The sequence below is a fragment of the Aquihabitans sp. G128 genome, assembly GCF_019048865.1.
Taxonomy (GTDB): Bacteria; Actinomycetota; Acidimicrobiia; order Acidimicrobiales; family Iamiaceae; genus Aquihabitans.
This window is the reverse complement of the sequence record NZ_CP077604.1, coordinates 2,447,572-2,463,300: the sequence shown is the minus strand read 5'-3', so window position 1 is coordinate 2,463,300 and position 15,729 is coordinate 2,447,572. Positions and strand designations below refer to the sequence as shown.

Sequence of the window (15,729 nt, the reverse complement as noted above, 5' to 3'; positions counted from 1 at the left end):
TGACAGGCGTCACCGGAAAACCCTGACGATCCGTCAGGTCGGAGGGCGGGGTCAGGCGAGGAGGGCCTGGCCGAGGTAGGCGCCCTTGCGCTGGACGCCGGGGAAGGCGAAGAAGTAGCCGCCGCCCTCGGCCCGGATGTACTCCTCGAGCGGCTCGCCGCTGAGGCGGTCCTGCACGGCCAGGAAGCCGTCGTCGAGGCTGCGCTGGAAGGACACGAACGCCAGCCCCTGGTCGAGCCGGCCGGCGGGGTCGAAGCCCCGCGAGTAGGAGAAGCCGCGGCGCAGGATCTTGTTCTTCTCGGTGGCCTTGGTGCGGGGGTTGGCCAGGCGGATGTGGGCGTCGAGCGGGATGCGGTCGCCACGAGGATCGTCCTCGTAGTCCGGGTCGTCGGTCTCGTCCTGCTCGCCGAGCGGTGCGCCGGAGGCCTTCACGCGGCCGATGATGCGCTCCTGCTCGCCCAGCTGGGCCCGGTCCCACTGCTCCACCAGCATGCGGATGATGCGCACCGCCTGGTAGCTGCCGCCCACCGCCCAGGCCGGCTCGCCGTCGCCCTGGGCCACCCAGACGTGCTCGCCCATGAGGGCGTCGCTCGACGGGTCGAGGTTGGCGGTGCCGTCCTTGAAGCCGAGCAGGTTCCGGACCTGGGCCTTGCCGGGCTTGGGCGCCTCGCGGCGGTTGAAGCCCTCGACCATCCACTTGAGCACCAGGTTGGCCCGGGTGCGGCGCATGACCTGGCGCAGGGCGAAGAGGCAGACGTCGGGCGAGTCGCCGGAGATGTTGACGAGGAGGTCGCCGTGGCAGCGGGTCTGGTCGAGCCGGTCGTTGGCCAGCTTGGTCATGGTGAACAGCTCGCGGGGCTTGCGAGCGGCCAGGCCGAAGCGGTCGTCGAACATCGAGGCGCCGATGGCGAGGGTGAGGGTCAGGTCGGCCGGCGGCGGGTTGGTGCCCAGCGAGCCGGTGTCGAGCGGCGGGTAGTGCTCGCCGCGGTCCGGCACCGGCGTGCCGCTCATGAGGGTGTCGAACTCCTCGGTGAGCGCCTTGAACACGGCCCGGACCTCGTCCCGGTTGTCGGCCACCAGGTTGAACGAGGCCATGAGCGCGGCGGCCGGCGCGTGGGACGTGATGCCGGTCTGGTGCGTGCCGTGGAAGGGCAGCCGCACCGGGGCCGGGAGCCCGTCGGCGCTGGCCGGCGCCTCGTCCTTGCCGGCGTTCCAGCCGAGCGCCGCCGCTCCGGCGAGGCCGGCCACGCCGGCGCCGCCGCCGACGACGAACTTCCGGCGGGAGATGCGGGGCTGCTCGGACACGCCCCGAGCGTACGCAGTCGGTGAAGGGTCGTCTACATCGCGTGTGAGGGGCACCTGCCAAGCAGGTGCCCCTCACGCGGGTGTCGCTTCGGTTGCGGGTGCCGGGACCGGTGTGGGCCCGGCGGCGCTCAGCTGAGCTTCAGGGCGCCGGGCACGTCGCCCAGCATCTCGGCGAGGGCCGAGAACTTGGCCTTCAGCGCATCGCGGTCGCTGTCGCTGACGTCCTCGTAGGACTTCCAGCCGTTGCCGTCCTTGTAGGGGGCGAGGGCCTCGTCGGCCTCGACGAACGCGGTGTCGAGCTTCTTCGCCAGGTCCGGGTCGGCCTTCTTGATGGCCGGCTGCAGGAGGGTGGTGGCCTCCTTGGCGCCCTCGACGTTGGCGTTGAGGTCCCAGAGGTCGGTGTGGGAGTACCGGTCCTCTTCGCCGGTGATCTTGCCCTCGGACACCTCTTCGATGAGCTCCGAGGCGCCCTTGGCCACGGCCAGCGGCGTGATCTTCAGGTCCGGCAGGCCGGCCTGCAGCTTCTGGAGCTCGTCGTCGAGGCCGTCGGCCAGGTCCTTGGAGTCGGCGATGTCGCCCTTGACCCAGAGGTCGTACTCGAGCTGGTGCCAGCCGGTGACCTCGGGGCTCTCGGTGTCCTTGACGCCGTCCTCGGCCCGGGAGTCGACCGCGCCGTCGGTGTCGCCGATCAGGGCGGCGATGGGCTCGATGCGCTCCCAGCGCTGGCGGGAGGTCGGGTAGGCGGCCTTGGCGGCCTCGACGTCGCCGGCGCGGACGGCGTCGGTGAAGACCTTGGTGTCGGTGACGAGGCCGTTGACCTGCTCCTCGACGTAGGTCTGGTAGCCGTCGACGGCCTTCTGGACCAGCGGGTCATCGGTGCTGCCGGCGACGTCGTCCTTGGAGATGCCCGTGCCGCAGTCGGCGCTGGCGCCGCCCGCTGCCGACGAGCCACCTGCGGCCGACGAGCCGCCGGCGGCCGAGGAGCCGCTGCTGCAGTCGGTGCGGGTGGCGGAGCCGTCGTCCTTGGCGCAACCCGCCATGAGCAGGCCGGCGGCGATGGCCACCGCGGCGAGGCGGCGGGTGGTGGTGCTGGGCATGGAGTCCTCCGGGACCGGTCAGTATTCGGACTGCCTAACGCTTTCGGGTGGGCGGCGTCAACCTTTCCCGAGAGGGACGGGTGCGGGGCGGCTTCCGGACGAGGGCGTGCGGCAGGATGCAGCGGTGCGTGCGCTCATCCAACGGGTCACCCGGGCCTCGGTCACCGTCGACGGCGAGCTGGTGGGCGCCATCGGCGCCGGCCTGTGCGCCCTGGTGGGCGTGACGCCCACCGACGGGCCGGTCGAGGCCCGGGCGCTGGCCGCCAAGCTCTGGCACCTCCGGGTGTTCGAGGGCGCCGACGGCCGGATGGACCGGCCGGTGGCCGCGGTGGGCGGGGAGGTCCTGGTGGTGTCCCAGTTCACGCTCTACGGCGACACCCGCAAGGGCCGTCGGCCGTCGTGGGTGGCTGCCGCGCCGCCCGAGCAGGCGGAGCCGCTCATCGAGGCGGTGGTGGCCGAGCTGCGGGCGCTCGGTGCCACGGTGGCCACCGGGCGCTTCCGGGCCGACATGGCCGTCGAGCTGGTCAACGACGGCCCCGTCACCCTCCTGGTGGAGGTCGACGCGCCGTCGGCGTGATCAGGCGGGCTCGGGGACCGTGGCGGTGGCGGGCTCGGCGTGGGTCGACCGGGCGGGCCGGCGGCGGAGGCGGTCGAGGGCCCAGCCGGTGGCGAGCAGCACGGCGGCGAGGATGCGGGCGGGCAGGTCGCCCCAGCGGACGTACCAGGTGGTGCCGGTGCGCAGCGGCACGCCGCGGCGGACCCGCACGGCCTGCTCGGAGGTGCCCGTGCGCTGGTGGACCCTGCCCTCGGGGCTGACGAAGGCGCTGAAGCCGGTGGGGGCCACCTGCACCTCCCACCGCCCGGTCTCGATGGCCCGGAGCCGCGACGACGCCACCTGCTGGGTCTGCACGAACGTGCCGGTGTAGGTGGAGCCGTTGGTGGGGTTGTAGAGCAGCTGGCCGCCGGCGGCCACCGCCGAGCGGGCGCGGTGGCCGAAGAAGACCTCCCACGAGATCACCGTGGCCACGGGCCCGGCCTGGGTGTGGAGCAGGCCCGACTGGTGCGAGATCGTGGCGTCGCGTCGGGCGAGGGTGTTGGGCGCGAAGTGCTCGATGAACGACCGGAACGGCACCCACTCGCCGAAGGGCACGCGCTGCACCTTCACGTAGCGGTCGCCCCAGATCCCGTTCGAGTCGAGCACCTGCTGGGAGTTTCGGAAGCGGGTGTCGCTCACGCCCTCGACGGTCCCCACCAGCAGCGGGGCCTGGAGGCGGCGGGCCAGCGTCTGCAGCTCCCGGCCCTCCTCGGAGTCCTGCACGTCGAACTCGGTGTCGACCACGTTCTCCGGCCACAGCACCAGGTCCATGCCCGCCGGCACCTTGGCGCTGGCGTGGAGGTGGCGCTCGAACACCACGTGGGAGTCGGAGTTGATGGCCCGGGTGCCCTGGGCGCCGCCGCCCTGCACGAAGGCGATGTCGAGCTGCTTGCCCGTCTCGTGGCCGTGCGGCGCGAGGACCGCCACCACGAGGAGGGCGGCGGCGCCGACGACCGCGCCGACCGACGGCAGCAGCTGGCGCGACGCGGCCGCCGAGACGGCGACGCCGATGGCGACGGTGGCGATGGCGATGCCCAGGACCCCGCCGATCCGGGCGATGCCCGCGAGGGGGCCCGCCACCTGGCCGACGGCGAGCAGCGAGAGCGGGGCGCCGCCGAACGGCCACGCCATGCGCAGCGACTCGCACAGCGCCCAGGCGCCGATCAGCCCCGGGCGCCGACCGGCGCCGGGCGGGACCAGCGAGCAGAACAGGCCGGTGATGGCGGAGAAGACCGCCACCGCCACCACGTAGCCCGGCGCGGTCAGCTGGGTGATCCAGACGATGGTGGGGGCGAACAGGGCGAGGCCCACCACGGTGCCCCGGGCGAGGCGGGACCGCCACGGGGCGTCGGCCAGCAGCCGGTCGAGCAGGGCGAGGGCCACGAAGGCGAGCGGCCAGAACCCCCAGGGCGGCAGCGACCCGGCCAGCAGGATGCCCACGGCGAGGCCTCGCACCAGGGGCCGGCGCACGAAGGCCAGCACGGCGGCGACCGGGCCGGAGCGCGCCGCGGTGGGCGTAGCCTGGCCGGCGACCTCGTCGGCCGCGTCGGTGGTGGAGGTCCCGGTCATCAGCCCGAGAGTCTGGCCCACCCGCTTCGCCGCTCCGCAGTCGGGGACCCGGGCGCGGCGGGCTGGGTCAGGGCGTGAGGGAGCGGCGGCTGGGCCAGGTGGCGCCGAGGGCGGCGGCGGCCTCTTCGCCGGTGCGGATGCAGGCGGGGACGCCCACGCCGCGCAGGGCGGCACCGGCCAGGGCGATCGGGCCGCCGGCGAGGTCGGCCTCGACGGCGGCGATGCGGTCGAGGTGGCCGGGCGCGTACTGGGGGGAACGAGCGGGGCCAGCGCCCGACGCGCACCTCGGTGGGGGCCTCGCGCACGCCGAGGATGCGGTCGAGGTCGACGAGGACCCGTTCGGTGAGGGCGTCGTCGTCGAGGTCGAGGTGGCGGTCGTCGCCGAAGCGGCCGGCGGAGACCCGCAGCAGGACGTCGTCGCGCTCGGGGTCCTGGAGCTGGGCCCACTTGGTGGTGGCGTTGGAGATGGCGGTGACCAGCGCGCCCTGGTCCCGAGGCACCAGACAGCCGCTCACGCCGGGCTCGGGCGCCACCGCGCCGTGCGCGAAGGCGAGGGTGACCATGGAGATCGACGAGTGCTCGATGGCGGCGAGGGCCGCGCTCGCCTCCGGCGCCGCGGCGGCGAGGAGGGGGGCGGCGGCGTGGGCGGGGCAGGCGACCACCACCGCGTCGGTGCCGAGCACGGTGCCGTCGTCGAGGACCACCCGTGCAGCCGGGCCGGGCCCGCCGGGGAGCTCGACGGCGGTGGCCCGTCGGCCCTGGCGGACCTCGACGCCGGGCATGAACGCCAGGAGGGCGTCGACCAGGCGGGCCATCCCCCCGATCGGCGTGGCGAAGATCGGCGGGTTGCCGGGCTGGGCGGCGGCCGCCGCCAGGGCCCGCTCGCGCTGGGCGAGGCACGAGCGCAGGAGGCTGGGGTCGCCGGAGCGGGCGGCGGCGTCGAGCTGCGGCACCACCGCGGCGAGGCTGAGCGTGGCGGTGTCGCCGGCGTTGATCCCGCCGACCAGCGGGTCGATCAGGTGGTCGACCACCTCGTCGCCGAGGCGGCCGCGGAGGTAGGGGCCGATGGCGACGTCCGGGCCGTCGGCGCCGGGGTCGCTCGGCAGGGCGGGCCGCTCCAGGTCCTCGGCGGCGCGGGCGAGGCCGGCGGCCGAGACGAGGCCGGTGCGGGCCAGGGCGTCGAGGTCGGTGGGCACGCCGAGCACGTGGCCCTCGGGCAGGGCCCGGCGCTGCCCGTCGACGAAGACCTGGGCCGACCGGGCGGCGGGCGAGATCAGCTCGCCGTCGAGCTCGAGGTCGTGGCACAGGGCGAGCGCCCACGGCACCCGCAGGAGAAAGGCGTCGGCCGACTCGTCCACCGGGCGGCCGGCGAACACCGAGGTCTGGAGCTTGCCGCCGAGCGGGCCCGGTTCGACGACGGTGACGTCGGCGCCGGACTGCGAGAGGCGGAAGGCCGCGGTCAGCCCGGCGATGCCGCCACCGACGACGACCACGTGGTCGGGCCGGGTCACGAGCCGGTGGCGGCAGCGGCGGTGGCGACGACCTTGTCGGCCAGGGCGGCGAGGACCGTCGCGTCGTCGTTCAGCACCCGCGTGCGGGCGAAGGCGATGCCCGCCTCGTCGGCCACCTTCTGGGCCTCGATGTCGAGGTCGTAGGCCACCTCGAGGTGGTCGGCCACGAAGCCCTGCGGGCACACGAGGATGCCGTCGGCCCGCCCGGTGGCGGCGAGGTCGCGGATGACCTCGAGGATGTCGGGGCCCCGCCACGGCTCGGGGGTGGCGCCTGCGCTCTGCCAGGCCATGGACCAGCCTGCCCACCGGTTGAGGCCGCCGGCGATGGCCACCGCCTCGGCCGACGCCCAGAGCTCGTCCGGGTAGGGGTCGCCGGCCAGCACCCGCTCCGGGAGGCTGTGGGCGGTGAAGACGACCTTGGTCTTCTCGGGCAGGGTGCCGAGCGCATCGCGCACGGCGGTGCCGAGGAAGGCCCGGTAGGCGGGCTCGTCGTGCCAGCGCTCGATGCCGGTGAAGCCGATGCCCCGCTCGGTGGCCGCCTCGGCGGCGCGCTCGTGGTACTGCCCCACGCTGAAGCCGGAGTAGTGCGGCGCCAGCACCAGGCCCACCACGTGCGACGCCCCGGCGTCGGCCAGGGTGGCGACGCCGTCCTCGATGAACGGGGCGGCGTGCTTCTGGCCGATGGTGACCACGAACCGGCCCGGAGCCTTCGCCTCCAGGGCATCGGTGAGCCGCTGGATCTGGTCCCGGGTGCGTGCCGCCAGGGTGGACGTGCCGCCCAGGGCGTCGTAGCGCATCTGGAGGTTGGCGAGCTGCTCCGGCGTGGGCGGCCGGCCGCGGCGGATGTGGGTGTAGTACGGCTCGACGTCCTCCGGCGAGGCCGGCGTGCCGTAGGCCATGACCACCACGCCGATGGGGGTGTCGCTCATCGGACCCTGCCCTCCTCGTGGACCAGCTCGACGATGCGCGTCAGGACGTCCGGGTCGCTGTCGGGCAGCACGCCGTGGCCCAGGTTGAAGATGTGGCCGCGGTGGCCGTCGGCCCGGCGCAGCACGTCGCGAGCCCGGTCGAGGGCGACCTCGGTGCCGGCCAGCACCGCCACCGGGTCGAGGTTGCCCTGCAGGGCGACGTCGTCGCCGAGGCGGGCCCGGGCGTCGTCGAGGTCGACCCGCCAGTCGACGCCGACCACGTCGGCACCGGCCTCGTGCATGAGCGGCAGCAGCTCACCGGTGGACACGCCGAAGTGCACGCGGGGCACGCCGGTGGTGCCGATGCCGTCGAGCACCTTCTTCGACGCCGGCATGACGTAGCGCCGGTAGTCGCTGGGGGACAGGGCGCCCGCCCAGGAGTCGAAGAGCTGCACGGCCGAGGCCCCGGCGCCCACCTGGCTGTGCAGCGAGGCGAGGGCGAGGTCGGCCAGCCGGTCGAGCAGGGCGAACCACAGGTCCGGGTCGCCGTACATGAGGCGCTTGGTCTTCTCGTAGGTCCGGCTGGGCCGGCCCTCGACCAGGTACGACGCCACCGTGAAGGGGGCACCGGCGAAGCCGATCAACGGCACGTCCCCGAGCTCCCGCACCAGGTTGCGCACCGTCTCCAGCACGAAGGGGGTGTCGGCCTCCGGGTCCAGGGGGCGGATGCGGTCGAGGTCGGCGGCCGACTCGAAGGGGCGCTCCACGACCGGTCCCACGCCGGGGGCGATGTCGACCCCGAAGCCGATGGCCTCGACGGGCGTGACGATGTCGGAGTAGAGGACGGCGGCGTCGGTGCCGTAGCGGCGGATGGGCTGGAGGGTGATCTCGGTGGCGAGGTCGGGGTTGCGGATGGCGGTGATGATCGAGCCCGGCCCCCGGATGGCCCGGTACTCCGGCAGCGCCCGCCCGGCCTGGCGCATGAACCACACCGGCACCCGGTCGTGGGGCTCCCGGCGACAGGCTCGGAGGAAGGGGGCGTCGGCGCTGACCATGGCCTGGACGCTACCGGCGCGCTCCCCGTCGCCCCGATCCCGACCGGGTGAGCCGGTGAGGTGGTTGGATGCGGCCATGCGCCGCTCGATCGACGACCACCCCTTCGACCCCTCGCTCGACCCGGTGGTGGCCGAGGACCCCGACCTCACGCCGGTGTCGTGGGCGATCGCCATCTCGGACGACTACGACGACGCCGAGCCCCGCGTGGTGCTCACCGTCGATGAGATCGGCAAGCCGGGGGAGGGCCTCATCGCCCACCTGCTGCCGGCCGAGGCCCGTCGCATCCGCATGGCCATCCGCGACGCCCTCCGCGAGGTGGGCGAGGCCGAGGACTGATCGCCGGCCCGCCGAGGTGGCCTGGACATGGCGCTGATGTGACGCGGAGCTAGGCTGGCGAATCCCCGAATCGGGGTTCGCCATCCGGAGGACCACCCACGCTGCCATGTCGATCCACCCCGATCTGGAAGCCGAGCAGGCGTACATCGACCACGCCTACGAGTGCCTCGAAGCAGCGCGCTCCTCGGCGAACCGGCTCAAGGGCATGGTGGAGGTCGGCCAAGGCGGCACCGAGCAGGCCCGGTTCGAGCGCGAGGTCATCTACGACACCGTCACGAACCGGCTGAGCCAGCTCCACCTGGGCAACGCGTCGCTGCTCTTCGGCCGGATCGACCGCGAGCCCGACGAGGGCGGCGAGACCTTCTACATCGGTCGCCTGGCGGTGTCGGACCAAGCGGCCGAGGTCGTGGTGGTCGACTGGCGGGCCCCGGTGGCCGAGCCGTTCTACCGGGCCACCGGCCGCCAGACCATGGGCCTGGCCCGCCGTCGGCACTTCGCCGCCCGCGGCCGCCAGCTCCTGGGGATCGAGGACGAGCTCTTCGGGGAGCATGCGCTCGACCTGGGCGAGGGCGCCGGGCTGCAGGGCCAGGGCACGCTCATCGCCGCCCTGGAGACCGCCCGCTCGGGCCGGCTCGGCGACATCGTGGCCACCATCCAGGGCGAGCAGGACGAGATCATCCGCTCACCGCTGGCTGGCGTCCTGGTGGTCCAGGGCGGCCCCGGCACCGGCAAGACGGTGGTGGCCCTGCACCGCGCCGCCTACCTGCTCTACACGCACCGCTTCCCGCTGGAGGACCAGGGCGTCCTGGTCATCGGGCCCAACCGGCTCTTCCTCGCCTACATCGAGCAGGTGCTGCCCTCGCTCGGCGAGGCCGGGGTGGAGCTGGCCGTGCTGGCCGACCTGGTCGACGGCGTCGACATCAAGGGCCGGGACGAGCCGGCCGTCGCCCGGGTCAAGGGCCACGAGGCCATGCGGCCCCTGCTGGCCAAGGCGGTCCGCGACCGCAAGCGCAGCTTGCGATCGCCCCTGCGGCTGCCGTTCGGCCTGCAGACGCTGTCGCTGTCGACGGCCACCTCGGAGGCCATCGTGCGCGACGCCCGTCGCCGCTACCGGCTGCACAACGCCGGCCGCCGGTTCGTCGAGCGCGAGGTGGCGTACCACCTGTCGGAGTCGTCGCGGACCCCCATCGAGCCCGACGAGCTGTGGCGCCAGATCCGCAAGCACCCCCTCGTGGTGGCGGCGCTGGAGGAGATGTGGCCGGTCCTGTCGCCGGCCGAGCTGCTCCACGACCTGTACGGCTCCAAGGCGCTGCTCAACCTCGCCGGCGGCCGGGCCCTCTCGCCCACGTGGCTCGAGCTGCTGCACCGCAAGCGCTCCGCATCGGTCAAGGACGTCGTCTGGACCCACGACGACGTGCCCCTGCTGGACGAGGCCAAGGCCCTGCTCGGGTCGCGGCCCAAGCGGCGCAAGGTCCCGGAGGACGACGAGGTCCGCACCTACGGCCACATCGTCATCGACGAGGCCCAGGACCTGTCGCCCATGCAGCTGCGCATGCTCACCCGCCGGTCGCTCAACGGCTCCATGACCGTGGTGGGCGACATCGCCCAGTCCACCGGTGCCTGGGCCCACGCCAGCTGGGACGAGATCCTCTCGCTGCTGCCCGACAAGCGCCCGGCCCGCCGGGAGGAGCTCACCGTCGGCTACCGGATCCCGGGCCCGAACATGGACCTCGCCGCCCGGGTGCTGGCCCGCACCGCCCCCGACCTCACCCCGCCCCGCTCGGTCCGCCAGGACGGCCGGCCACCGAAGCTCGAGCCCGTCGCCGACGGCGAGGACCTCGGTCGCGCCGTGGCCCTGGCGGTGCAGGACGAGATCCGCGAGATCGGCAACGGCAACGTCGCCGTGATCTGCCCGGCGTCGCGGGTGGAGGAGTCGTCCGCGGCGCTCAGCGCGTTGGGCATCGAGCACGGCGTCGCCATCGAGCAGGGGCTGAACCACCAGGTGACCGTGGTGCCGGTCGGCATCGTCAAGGGCCTCGAGCTCGACGCCACCGTCGTGGTCGACCCCGCCGGCATCCTCGACGAGGAGGCCCAGGGCATGCGGGCGCTCTACGTCGCCCTCACCCGGGCCACCAAGCTGCTGACCATCGTGTACCCCGGCGAGCTGCCCGAGGTCCTCGAGCCCACCGACGCCACCCAGCCCCAACCCGTCGGATGACCACGGGCGGGGGCGCCCGCGTCGTGGTGGTCGGGGCCGGCCCCGCCGGGCTGTGGGCCGGCTGGCAGGCGGCCGAGGCCGGCCACCAGGTCACCATCGTCGAGCGGGCGCCGCAGGTGGGCGGCATGGCGGCCAGCCTCGACGTCGCCGGCCTGCGGGTCGACCTGGGCAGCCACCGGCTGCACCCGTCCACCCCGCCGGAGCTGCTGGCCAAGCTGCGCGGCCTGCTGGGCGACGACCTGCAGACCCGGCCCCGCGACGGTCGCATCCACCTGGCCGGGAGCTGGCTGGGCTTCCCGCTGCGCACCGGCGACCTGCTGCGCAACACGCCCCGCCGCTTCGCCCTCGGCGCCGCACGGGACGCCGCCACCGGCGCCTTCCGCCACCCTCGGGCCGACACCTTCGCCGAGGTGGTGCGGGCCGGCCTCGGGCCCACGGTCGCAGAGGAGTTCTACGGCCCCTACATCCGCAAGATCTGGGGCGTCGACCCCGCCGAGCTGTCCGGCGAGCTGGCCCGTCGCCGGGTCAGCGCCTCGTCGCCCGCCGACATCGTCCGCCGCCTGGTCCGCGGCAGCCGGCCCGAGGGTCGGGTCTTCCTGTACCCCCGCAAGGGGTTCGGCCAGCTGTCCGAGGCGCTCGCCGAGGCCGCGGTGGCCGCCGGGGCCGAGCTGCGGCTCGACACCGAGGTCCGATCGCTCGACCCCGGCGACGGCACCCACCCCGCCCGCCTCGGCTTCACCCGGGTCGACGACGACGGCAGTGAGCTGCCGGTGTCCGGGGGGCACCGGCCGCGACGGCGTCGGGCGCACCGAGGAGGCCGACCTGGTGTGGTCGACCGCCCCGCTGCCCGAGCTGGCCCGCCGGTCCACCCCGGCTCCGCCACCCGAGGCGCTGGCGGCCGCCGATCGGCTCGAGCACCGTGGCCTCGTGCTCGTGTACCTGGTGCTCGACCAGCCGCAGTGGACCACGTTCGACGCCCACTACCTGCCCGGCCCGGACCAGCTCGCCGCCCGCCTGTCGGAGCCCCGGAACTACCGCGACTCGGCCGACGACCCCGGTGGCGTGACCGTGCTGTGCGCCGAGGTGCCGGCCACCGTCGGCGATGCGGTCTGGACGTCGTCGGACGCCGACCTGGCCGCCCGCCTCGTCGAGGACCTGGCCCGCCTCGGCCTCCCGCCCGTGCGGCCGGCTGCGGTGCGCACCGTGCGGCTGCCGCGCGTGTACCCCGTCTACCGACCGGGCTTCGCCTGGGACCTCACCGCCCTCGAGTGGTGGCTCGCCGACCACCCCCGCCTGGTGAGCTTCGGCCGCCAGGGCCTCTTCGTCCCCGACAACACCCACCACGCCCTCGCCATGGCCGACGCCGCGGCGAGCGCCGTCGGCCCCGACGGCACCTTCGACCACCGGGCCTGGTCCGTCAGCCGCGACCACTTCCGCACCCACGTCGTCGAGGACTGAAGCCGGCCCGCCCGCCCGCCCGCTCGCCCGGGCGTCGCGACCGGAACCGGGTCTTCTCTGCGACCAGAACCTGTCGGCCCCGTTCTGGTTGCGCTCGGCGTTGGTGGGGAGCTGCGTCCGCGACCGAAGTGGTGGGCGCCGGCTTTGGTCGCGGTCGGGGTTGTCCGCTGGCTCGGAGGCCTGTTCGGCGACCAGAACGTGTCGGCCCCGTTCTGGTCGCGCTTGGCGTTGGTGTGGAGCTGCGTCCGCGACCGGAGTGGTGGGCGCCGGCTTTGGTCGCGGTTGGGGTCGGCGGGCGACGGGGTTGCGACCAGAACGGTTTGGCGGTGCTCTGGTCGCGCTTGGCGCTGGTGTGGAGCTGCGTCCGCGACCGGAGTGGTGGGCGCCGGCTTTGGTCGCGGTTGGGGTCGGCGGGCGACGGGGTTGCGACCAGAACGGTTTGGCGGTGCTCTGGTCGCGTTCGGTGCTGGCGGGGGACCACGCCCGCGCCCAGAGCAGCGGGTGCCGGCTTTGGTCGCGATTGAGGTCGGCGGGGCGACGGCCCGGCCCGGCCTGGACCCGGTCCGCCCGTCCGGGCGTCCGGGCGTCCGACGGTGCGCTAGTCGACGGCGGTGGGCAGGGCCGGGGCGGCGAGGTCGTCGAGGCCGACCTCGGGGTCGCGCAGGTCGAGCATCGGGCCGTGGGCGGTGACCGTGGAGGTCGAGCGGAGCTCGCGGCGGACCGCCGGCACCACCTTGCGCAGGTACGGGCCCAGCTTGACGAACGAGGTGCCCGTGCTGCGGAACCGGTACGAGATCGGGACCTCGGCGTAGCGGAAGCCCTTGGCCACCAGGTCGAGGGTGAGGACCTGGGCGTAGTTGAAGTCGTGGATGACCTCGGCGGCGGCGGTGGCGGCGGGCGAGAAGGCGCGGTAACCGCTCTGGCCGTCGGTGACGGGCAGGCGGGTCAGGCGGCGGACCCACAGGGTCAGCGTGCGGTTGCCCACCATGCGGTGGAGGCGCATGTGGCGGGGCCGGCCCTCGGCGAAGCGCGAGCCCACGACGTAGTCGGCCTCGCCCGAGAGGATCGGCGCCACCAGGCGCTCGAGCTCCTCGGGGGCGTACTCGCCGTCGGCGTCGCAGAACGCCACGGCGGCCGCGCCCATGGCGTGGCCGGCGGCCAGCCCGGCGCGCACCCCGGCGCCCAGGCCCCGGTTCTGGTCGAAGCGGAGCACCTCGGCGCCCGCCGCCGCGGCCACCGAACCGGTGCCGTCGGACGAGCCGTCGTCGATCACCAGGCAGCGCACGGGGTGGCCGCAGACCTCGGCCGGCACCCGGGCCACCACGTCGCCCACCGCTTCGGCCTCGTCGTGGGCCGGGAGGAAGAGCAGGACGGGCGCGGGCACGGGCGCACGTTAGGCATGCCTAAGCACCAGCGTCGAACGCGCCGACCGGACGACGCCGGCGCGGCGGTGGTCGACCCGTGACCGCAGCGGCCGGTCGGTAGCGTCGCGGCGTGCCCGACCCGACGACCGCCCTCACTCCCGTCGCCGAGGACGGCGACGAGCGGTCGCAGCCGTCGGTCGAGGTGCGGGCCCTGCGGCGGACGATGGCCCTGGTGGCCCTGGTGGTGGGCCTGGCGGCGCTGGCCGGCATCGGCAGCACTGCGGCGGTGGGGGCGCAGGTCACCGCGGACGAGCCGTACTACCTCATGACCGCCGGCAGCCTCTTCCACCGCCAGGACCTCGACATCGGCCCGGACCTGCGCGACCACAGCTACCGCGCCTACCACCGCGCCACCCTGCCGCAGCAGACCGCGCCGCTGCCCGGTGGCCAGCGCCTCAGCCCGCACGATCCGCTACTGCCCGCCATCCTCGCCGTGCCGTTCGGGCTCGGCGGCTGGTTCGGGGCGAAGCTGGCCATGGTGGCCATGGCGGCCGCCCTCGCCGCCCTGCTGGTGTGGACGGCGACGGTGCGCTTCGGGGTGCCGCTCGGCGTGGCCGGCGTGGTGGTGGCCGGCTTCGGCGTGGTGCCTCCGCTCGCCGCCTACGGCACCCAGATCTACCCCGAGCTGCCCGCGGCGCTGGCCGTGACCGCCGCGGTGGCGGCGCTCATGGGACCGGCCGACCGGCGGTGCACGGCCACGTGGGTGGTGGCGGTGGCGGCCCTGCCCTGGCTGGCCGTCAAGTACGCGCCGGTGGCGCTGGCCCTCGCCCTCGTCGGCCTCTTCGCCCTCGCCCAGGCCCGGGCGCGCCGAGGGCTGTTGGTGGGCGCCGTGGTCGGGCTGGGCCTGGCCGCCGTCGCCTTCGGCGCCTTCCACCAGGCGGTCTACGGCGGCTGGACCGTGTACGCCGCCGGCAACCACTTCGGCGGCGGCGAGCTCACCGTGATGGGCGAGTCGCCGGACTACGCCAGCCGCTCCCAGCGCCTGGTCAACCTGCTCACCGACCACGACTTCGGCCTGCTCGCCTGGGCCCCGGCGTTCCTGGCGGCGGTGCCGGCGGCCGCCGCGCTGGTGCGGCGCCGACCGAAGGGCTGGCTGGCGCTGGGCCTCCCGCTCGGCGCCGGCTGGCTGAACGCCACCTTCGTGGCCCTGACCATGCACGGGTGGTGGTGGCCGGGCCGCCAGGTGGTGGTGGTCGTGCCGCTGATCGTGCTGAGCGTGGCGTGGTGGTTCGGCACCGTGCTGCGGTGGGAGCGGGTGCGCCCCTGGTTCCTGGCCGCCAGCGGCTTCGGCCTGCTGGCGTGGCTGTGGCTCCAGGTGGAGGTGGCCCGCGGCACCAGCACGATCATCATCGACTTCGCCAGCACCACGAACCCGCTCTCGAAGGCGTGGCGGCTGTTGCTGCCCGACGGGCGGGTCCTCGCCGCGGTCGACGACGTGCGCCTGGTGGGCTGGATGGCGGCCCTCGCCGCCCTGGCCGCGTGGTCGTGGCGCCGGGCGGGCGCGGCGGAGCCGAGCTGACCGACCCGCAGCGGGCCGGCGTCGCCCGGGGTCAGGCCGGGGCGGAGACCAGGATGCGGGAGCTGGCGAAGGAGCCGACGCCGATGTGGCGCCCGTCGATCTCCACCGTGGTGGTGCCGTCGGGCGACGAGGCGGTGACGGTGCCCTCGTGGCCGGGCTGGATGGCCGCGTCCTCGAGGAACTCGAGCAGGCCGGGGGTGAACTCCAGCTCCTCGGGGATCCGCATGACCGTGAAGCCGGCACCGACGCCGAGGTCCGACAGGGCGACGGTGTCGGGGGCCTGGTAGGCGGAGCCGGGGATGGGGTTGCCGTGGGGGCAGGTGGTGGGGTCCTCGAGCAGGCGGATGATGGCCGTCTCGACGTTGTCGGAGATGACATGCTCCCACTTGCCGGCCTCCTGGTGGGCCTCGGCCCACGAGAGCCCCAGGATGTCGGTGAGGAGGCGCTCAGCCAGGCGGTGGCGGCGCACGACCTGCTCGGCCAGGCGGGTGCCGGCGACGGTGAGGCGCACGGCGCGGTCGATCTCGACCAGGCCCTCGTGCTCCATGCGGCGGATCATCTCCGACACGGCCGGGCGGGACACGCCCAGGCGCTCGGCGATGCGGGCCTGGATGACGTCGACGTCGTCCTCGTGGAGCTCGAAGATCGCCTCGCAGTACTCCTCGAAGGCAGGGTGGTACTCGCGTGCTCTGGTGTCGGCCACGACGTGAGTCTACGGGGCCGGAACCCTGAT

13 protein-coding genes and 1 pseudogene are annotated in these 15,729 nt (G+C 74.7%); 6 read left to right on the top strand and 8 right to left on the bottom strand.

Annotation, left to right across the window (positions count from 1 at the left end; all coding sequences use genetic code 11):
* Positions 1–51 precede the first annotated feature (51 nt).
* Both efeB and efeO read right to left on the bottom strand, forming a co-directional pair.
* Positions 52–1,305, bottom strand: a complete 1,254-nt coding sequence (efeB, locus tag KSP35_RS11720) for an iron uptake transporter deferrochelatase/peroxidase subunit (protein ID WP_217002010.1) — start codon at positions 1,303–1,305, stop codon at positions 52–54.
* Between the two features lie 128 nt (positions 1,306–1,433).
* Positions 1,434–2,402, bottom strand: a complete 969-nt coding sequence (efeO, locus tag KSP35_RS11715) for an iron uptake system protein EfeO (protein WP_217002009.1) — start codon at positions 2,400–2,402, stop codon at positions 1,434–1,436.
* Between the two features lie 124 nt (positions 2,403–2,526).
* Here efeO and dtd point away from each other — a divergent pair, with 124 nt between their 5' ends.
* The gene (gene dtd, locus KSP35_RS11710; protein ID WP_217002007.1) at positions 2,527–2,979 is read left to right on the top strand and encodes a D-aminoacyl-tRNA deacylase; all 453 of its coding nucleotides are present in this window, start codon (positions 2,527–2,529) and stop codon (positions 2,977–2,979) included.
* On the opposite strand, the gene lnt is transcribed toward dtd, so the two are convergent.
* From lnt to hemE, 4 genes are read right to left on the bottom strand one after another with little or no spacing between them, the layout of a single operon-like run.
* Positions 2,980–4,566 (bottom strand): apolipoprotein N-acyltransferase, encoded by a 1,587-nt coding sequence (lnt, locus tag KSP35_RS11705; RefSeq protein ID WP_217002005.1) that lies wholly within the window; start codon positions 4,564–4,566, stop codon positions 2,980–2,982.
* A complete protein-coding gene (gene hemG / locus KSP35_RS11700; RefSeq protein WP_217002003.1) occupies positions 4,566–6,077 on the bottom strand; it encodes a protoporphyrinogen oxidase in 1,512 nt (503 codons plus the stop codon). Before hemG ends, lnt begins: the two co-directional genes overlap by 1 nt.
* On the bottom strand, positions 6,074–7,006 hold the full coding sequence (gene hemH, locus KSP35_RS11695) for a ferrochelatase (RefSeq protein ID WP_217002001.1): 933 nt from the start codon (positions 7,004–7,006) through the stop codon (positions 6,074–6,076). The genes hemG and hemH overlap by 4 nt, the downstream gene beginning before the upstream one ends.
* Positions 7,003–8,040, bottom strand: a complete 1,038-nt coding sequence (gene hemE, locus KSP35_RS11690) for a uroporphyrinogen decarboxylase (RefSeq protein WP_217001999.1) — start codon at positions 8,038–8,040, stop codon at positions 7,003–7,005. The genes hemH and hemE overlap by 4 nt, the downstream gene beginning before the upstream one ends.
* 76 nt (positions 8,041–8,116) lie before the next feature.
* On the opposite strand from hemE, the gene KSP35_RS11685 reads away from it, so the two are divergent.
* The 4 genes and pseudogenes from KSP35_RS11685 to KSP35_RS11670 all read left to right on the top strand — a co-directional run bounded on the left by KSP35_RS11685 (position 8,117) and on the right by KSP35_RS11670 (position 12,053).
* Positions 8,117–8,377 carry a hypothetical protein gene (locus KSP35_RS11685; protein ID WP_217001997.1) on the top strand — a complete coding sequence of 87 codons (261 nt, stop codon included), beginning with the start codon at positions 8,117–8,119 and terminating at the stop codon, positions 8,375–8,377.
* A gap of 106 nt (positions 8,378–8,483) precedes the next feature.
* Positions 8,484–10,595 carry a UvrD-helicase domain-containing protein gene (locus KSP35_RS11680; RefSeq protein ID WP_217001995.1) on the top strand — a complete coding sequence of 704 codons (2,112 nt, stop codon included), beginning with the start codon at positions 8,484–8,486 and terminating at the stop codon, positions 10,593–10,595.
* Positions 10,592–11,251, top strand: a pseudogene (locus KSP35_RS25870) (FAD-dependent oxidoreductase); the annotation flags it as partial. The gene KSP35_RS11680 and the pseudogene KSP35_RS25870, both read left to right, overlap by 4 nt.
* 103 nt (positions 11,252–11,354) lie before the next feature.
* A complete protein-coding gene (locus KSP35_RS11670; protein ID WP_217001993.1) occupies positions 11,355–12,053 on the top strand; it encodes an FAD-dependent oxidoreductase in 699 nt (232 codons plus the stop codon).
* A 598-nt stretch (positions 12,054–12,651) separates the two neighbouring features.
* Here KSP35_RS11670 and KSP35_RS11665 read toward each other — a convergent pair.
* Positions 12,652–13,437 carry a glycosyltransferase family 2 protein gene (locus KSP35_RS11665; RefSeq protein ID WP_217001991.1) on the bottom strand — a complete coding sequence of 262 codons (786 nt, stop codon included), beginning with the start codon at positions 13,435–13,437 and terminating at the stop codon, positions 12,652–12,654.
* A gap of 110 nt (positions 13,438–13,547) precedes the next feature.
* Here KSP35_RS11665 and KSP35_RS11660 point away from each other — a divergent pair, with 110 nt between their 5' ends.
* Positions 13,548–14,996 (top strand): hypothetical protein, encoded by a 1,449-nt coding sequence (locus tag KSP35_RS11660; protein WP_217001989.1) that lies wholly within the window; start codon positions 13,548–13,550, stop codon positions 14,994–14,996.
* A 31-nt stretch (positions 14,997–15,027) separates the two neighbouring features.
* Here the strand turns inward: KSP35_RS11660 and KSP35_RS11655 are convergent, their stop codons facing one another.
* Positions 15,028–15,699 carry a metal-dependent transcriptional regulator gene (locus KSP35_RS11655; protein WP_217001987.1) on the bottom strand — a complete coding sequence of 224 codons (672 nt, stop codon included), beginning with the start codon at positions 15,697–15,699 and terminating at the stop codon, positions 15,028–15,030.
* Between the last annotated feature and the right edge of the window lie 30 nt (positions 15,700–15,729).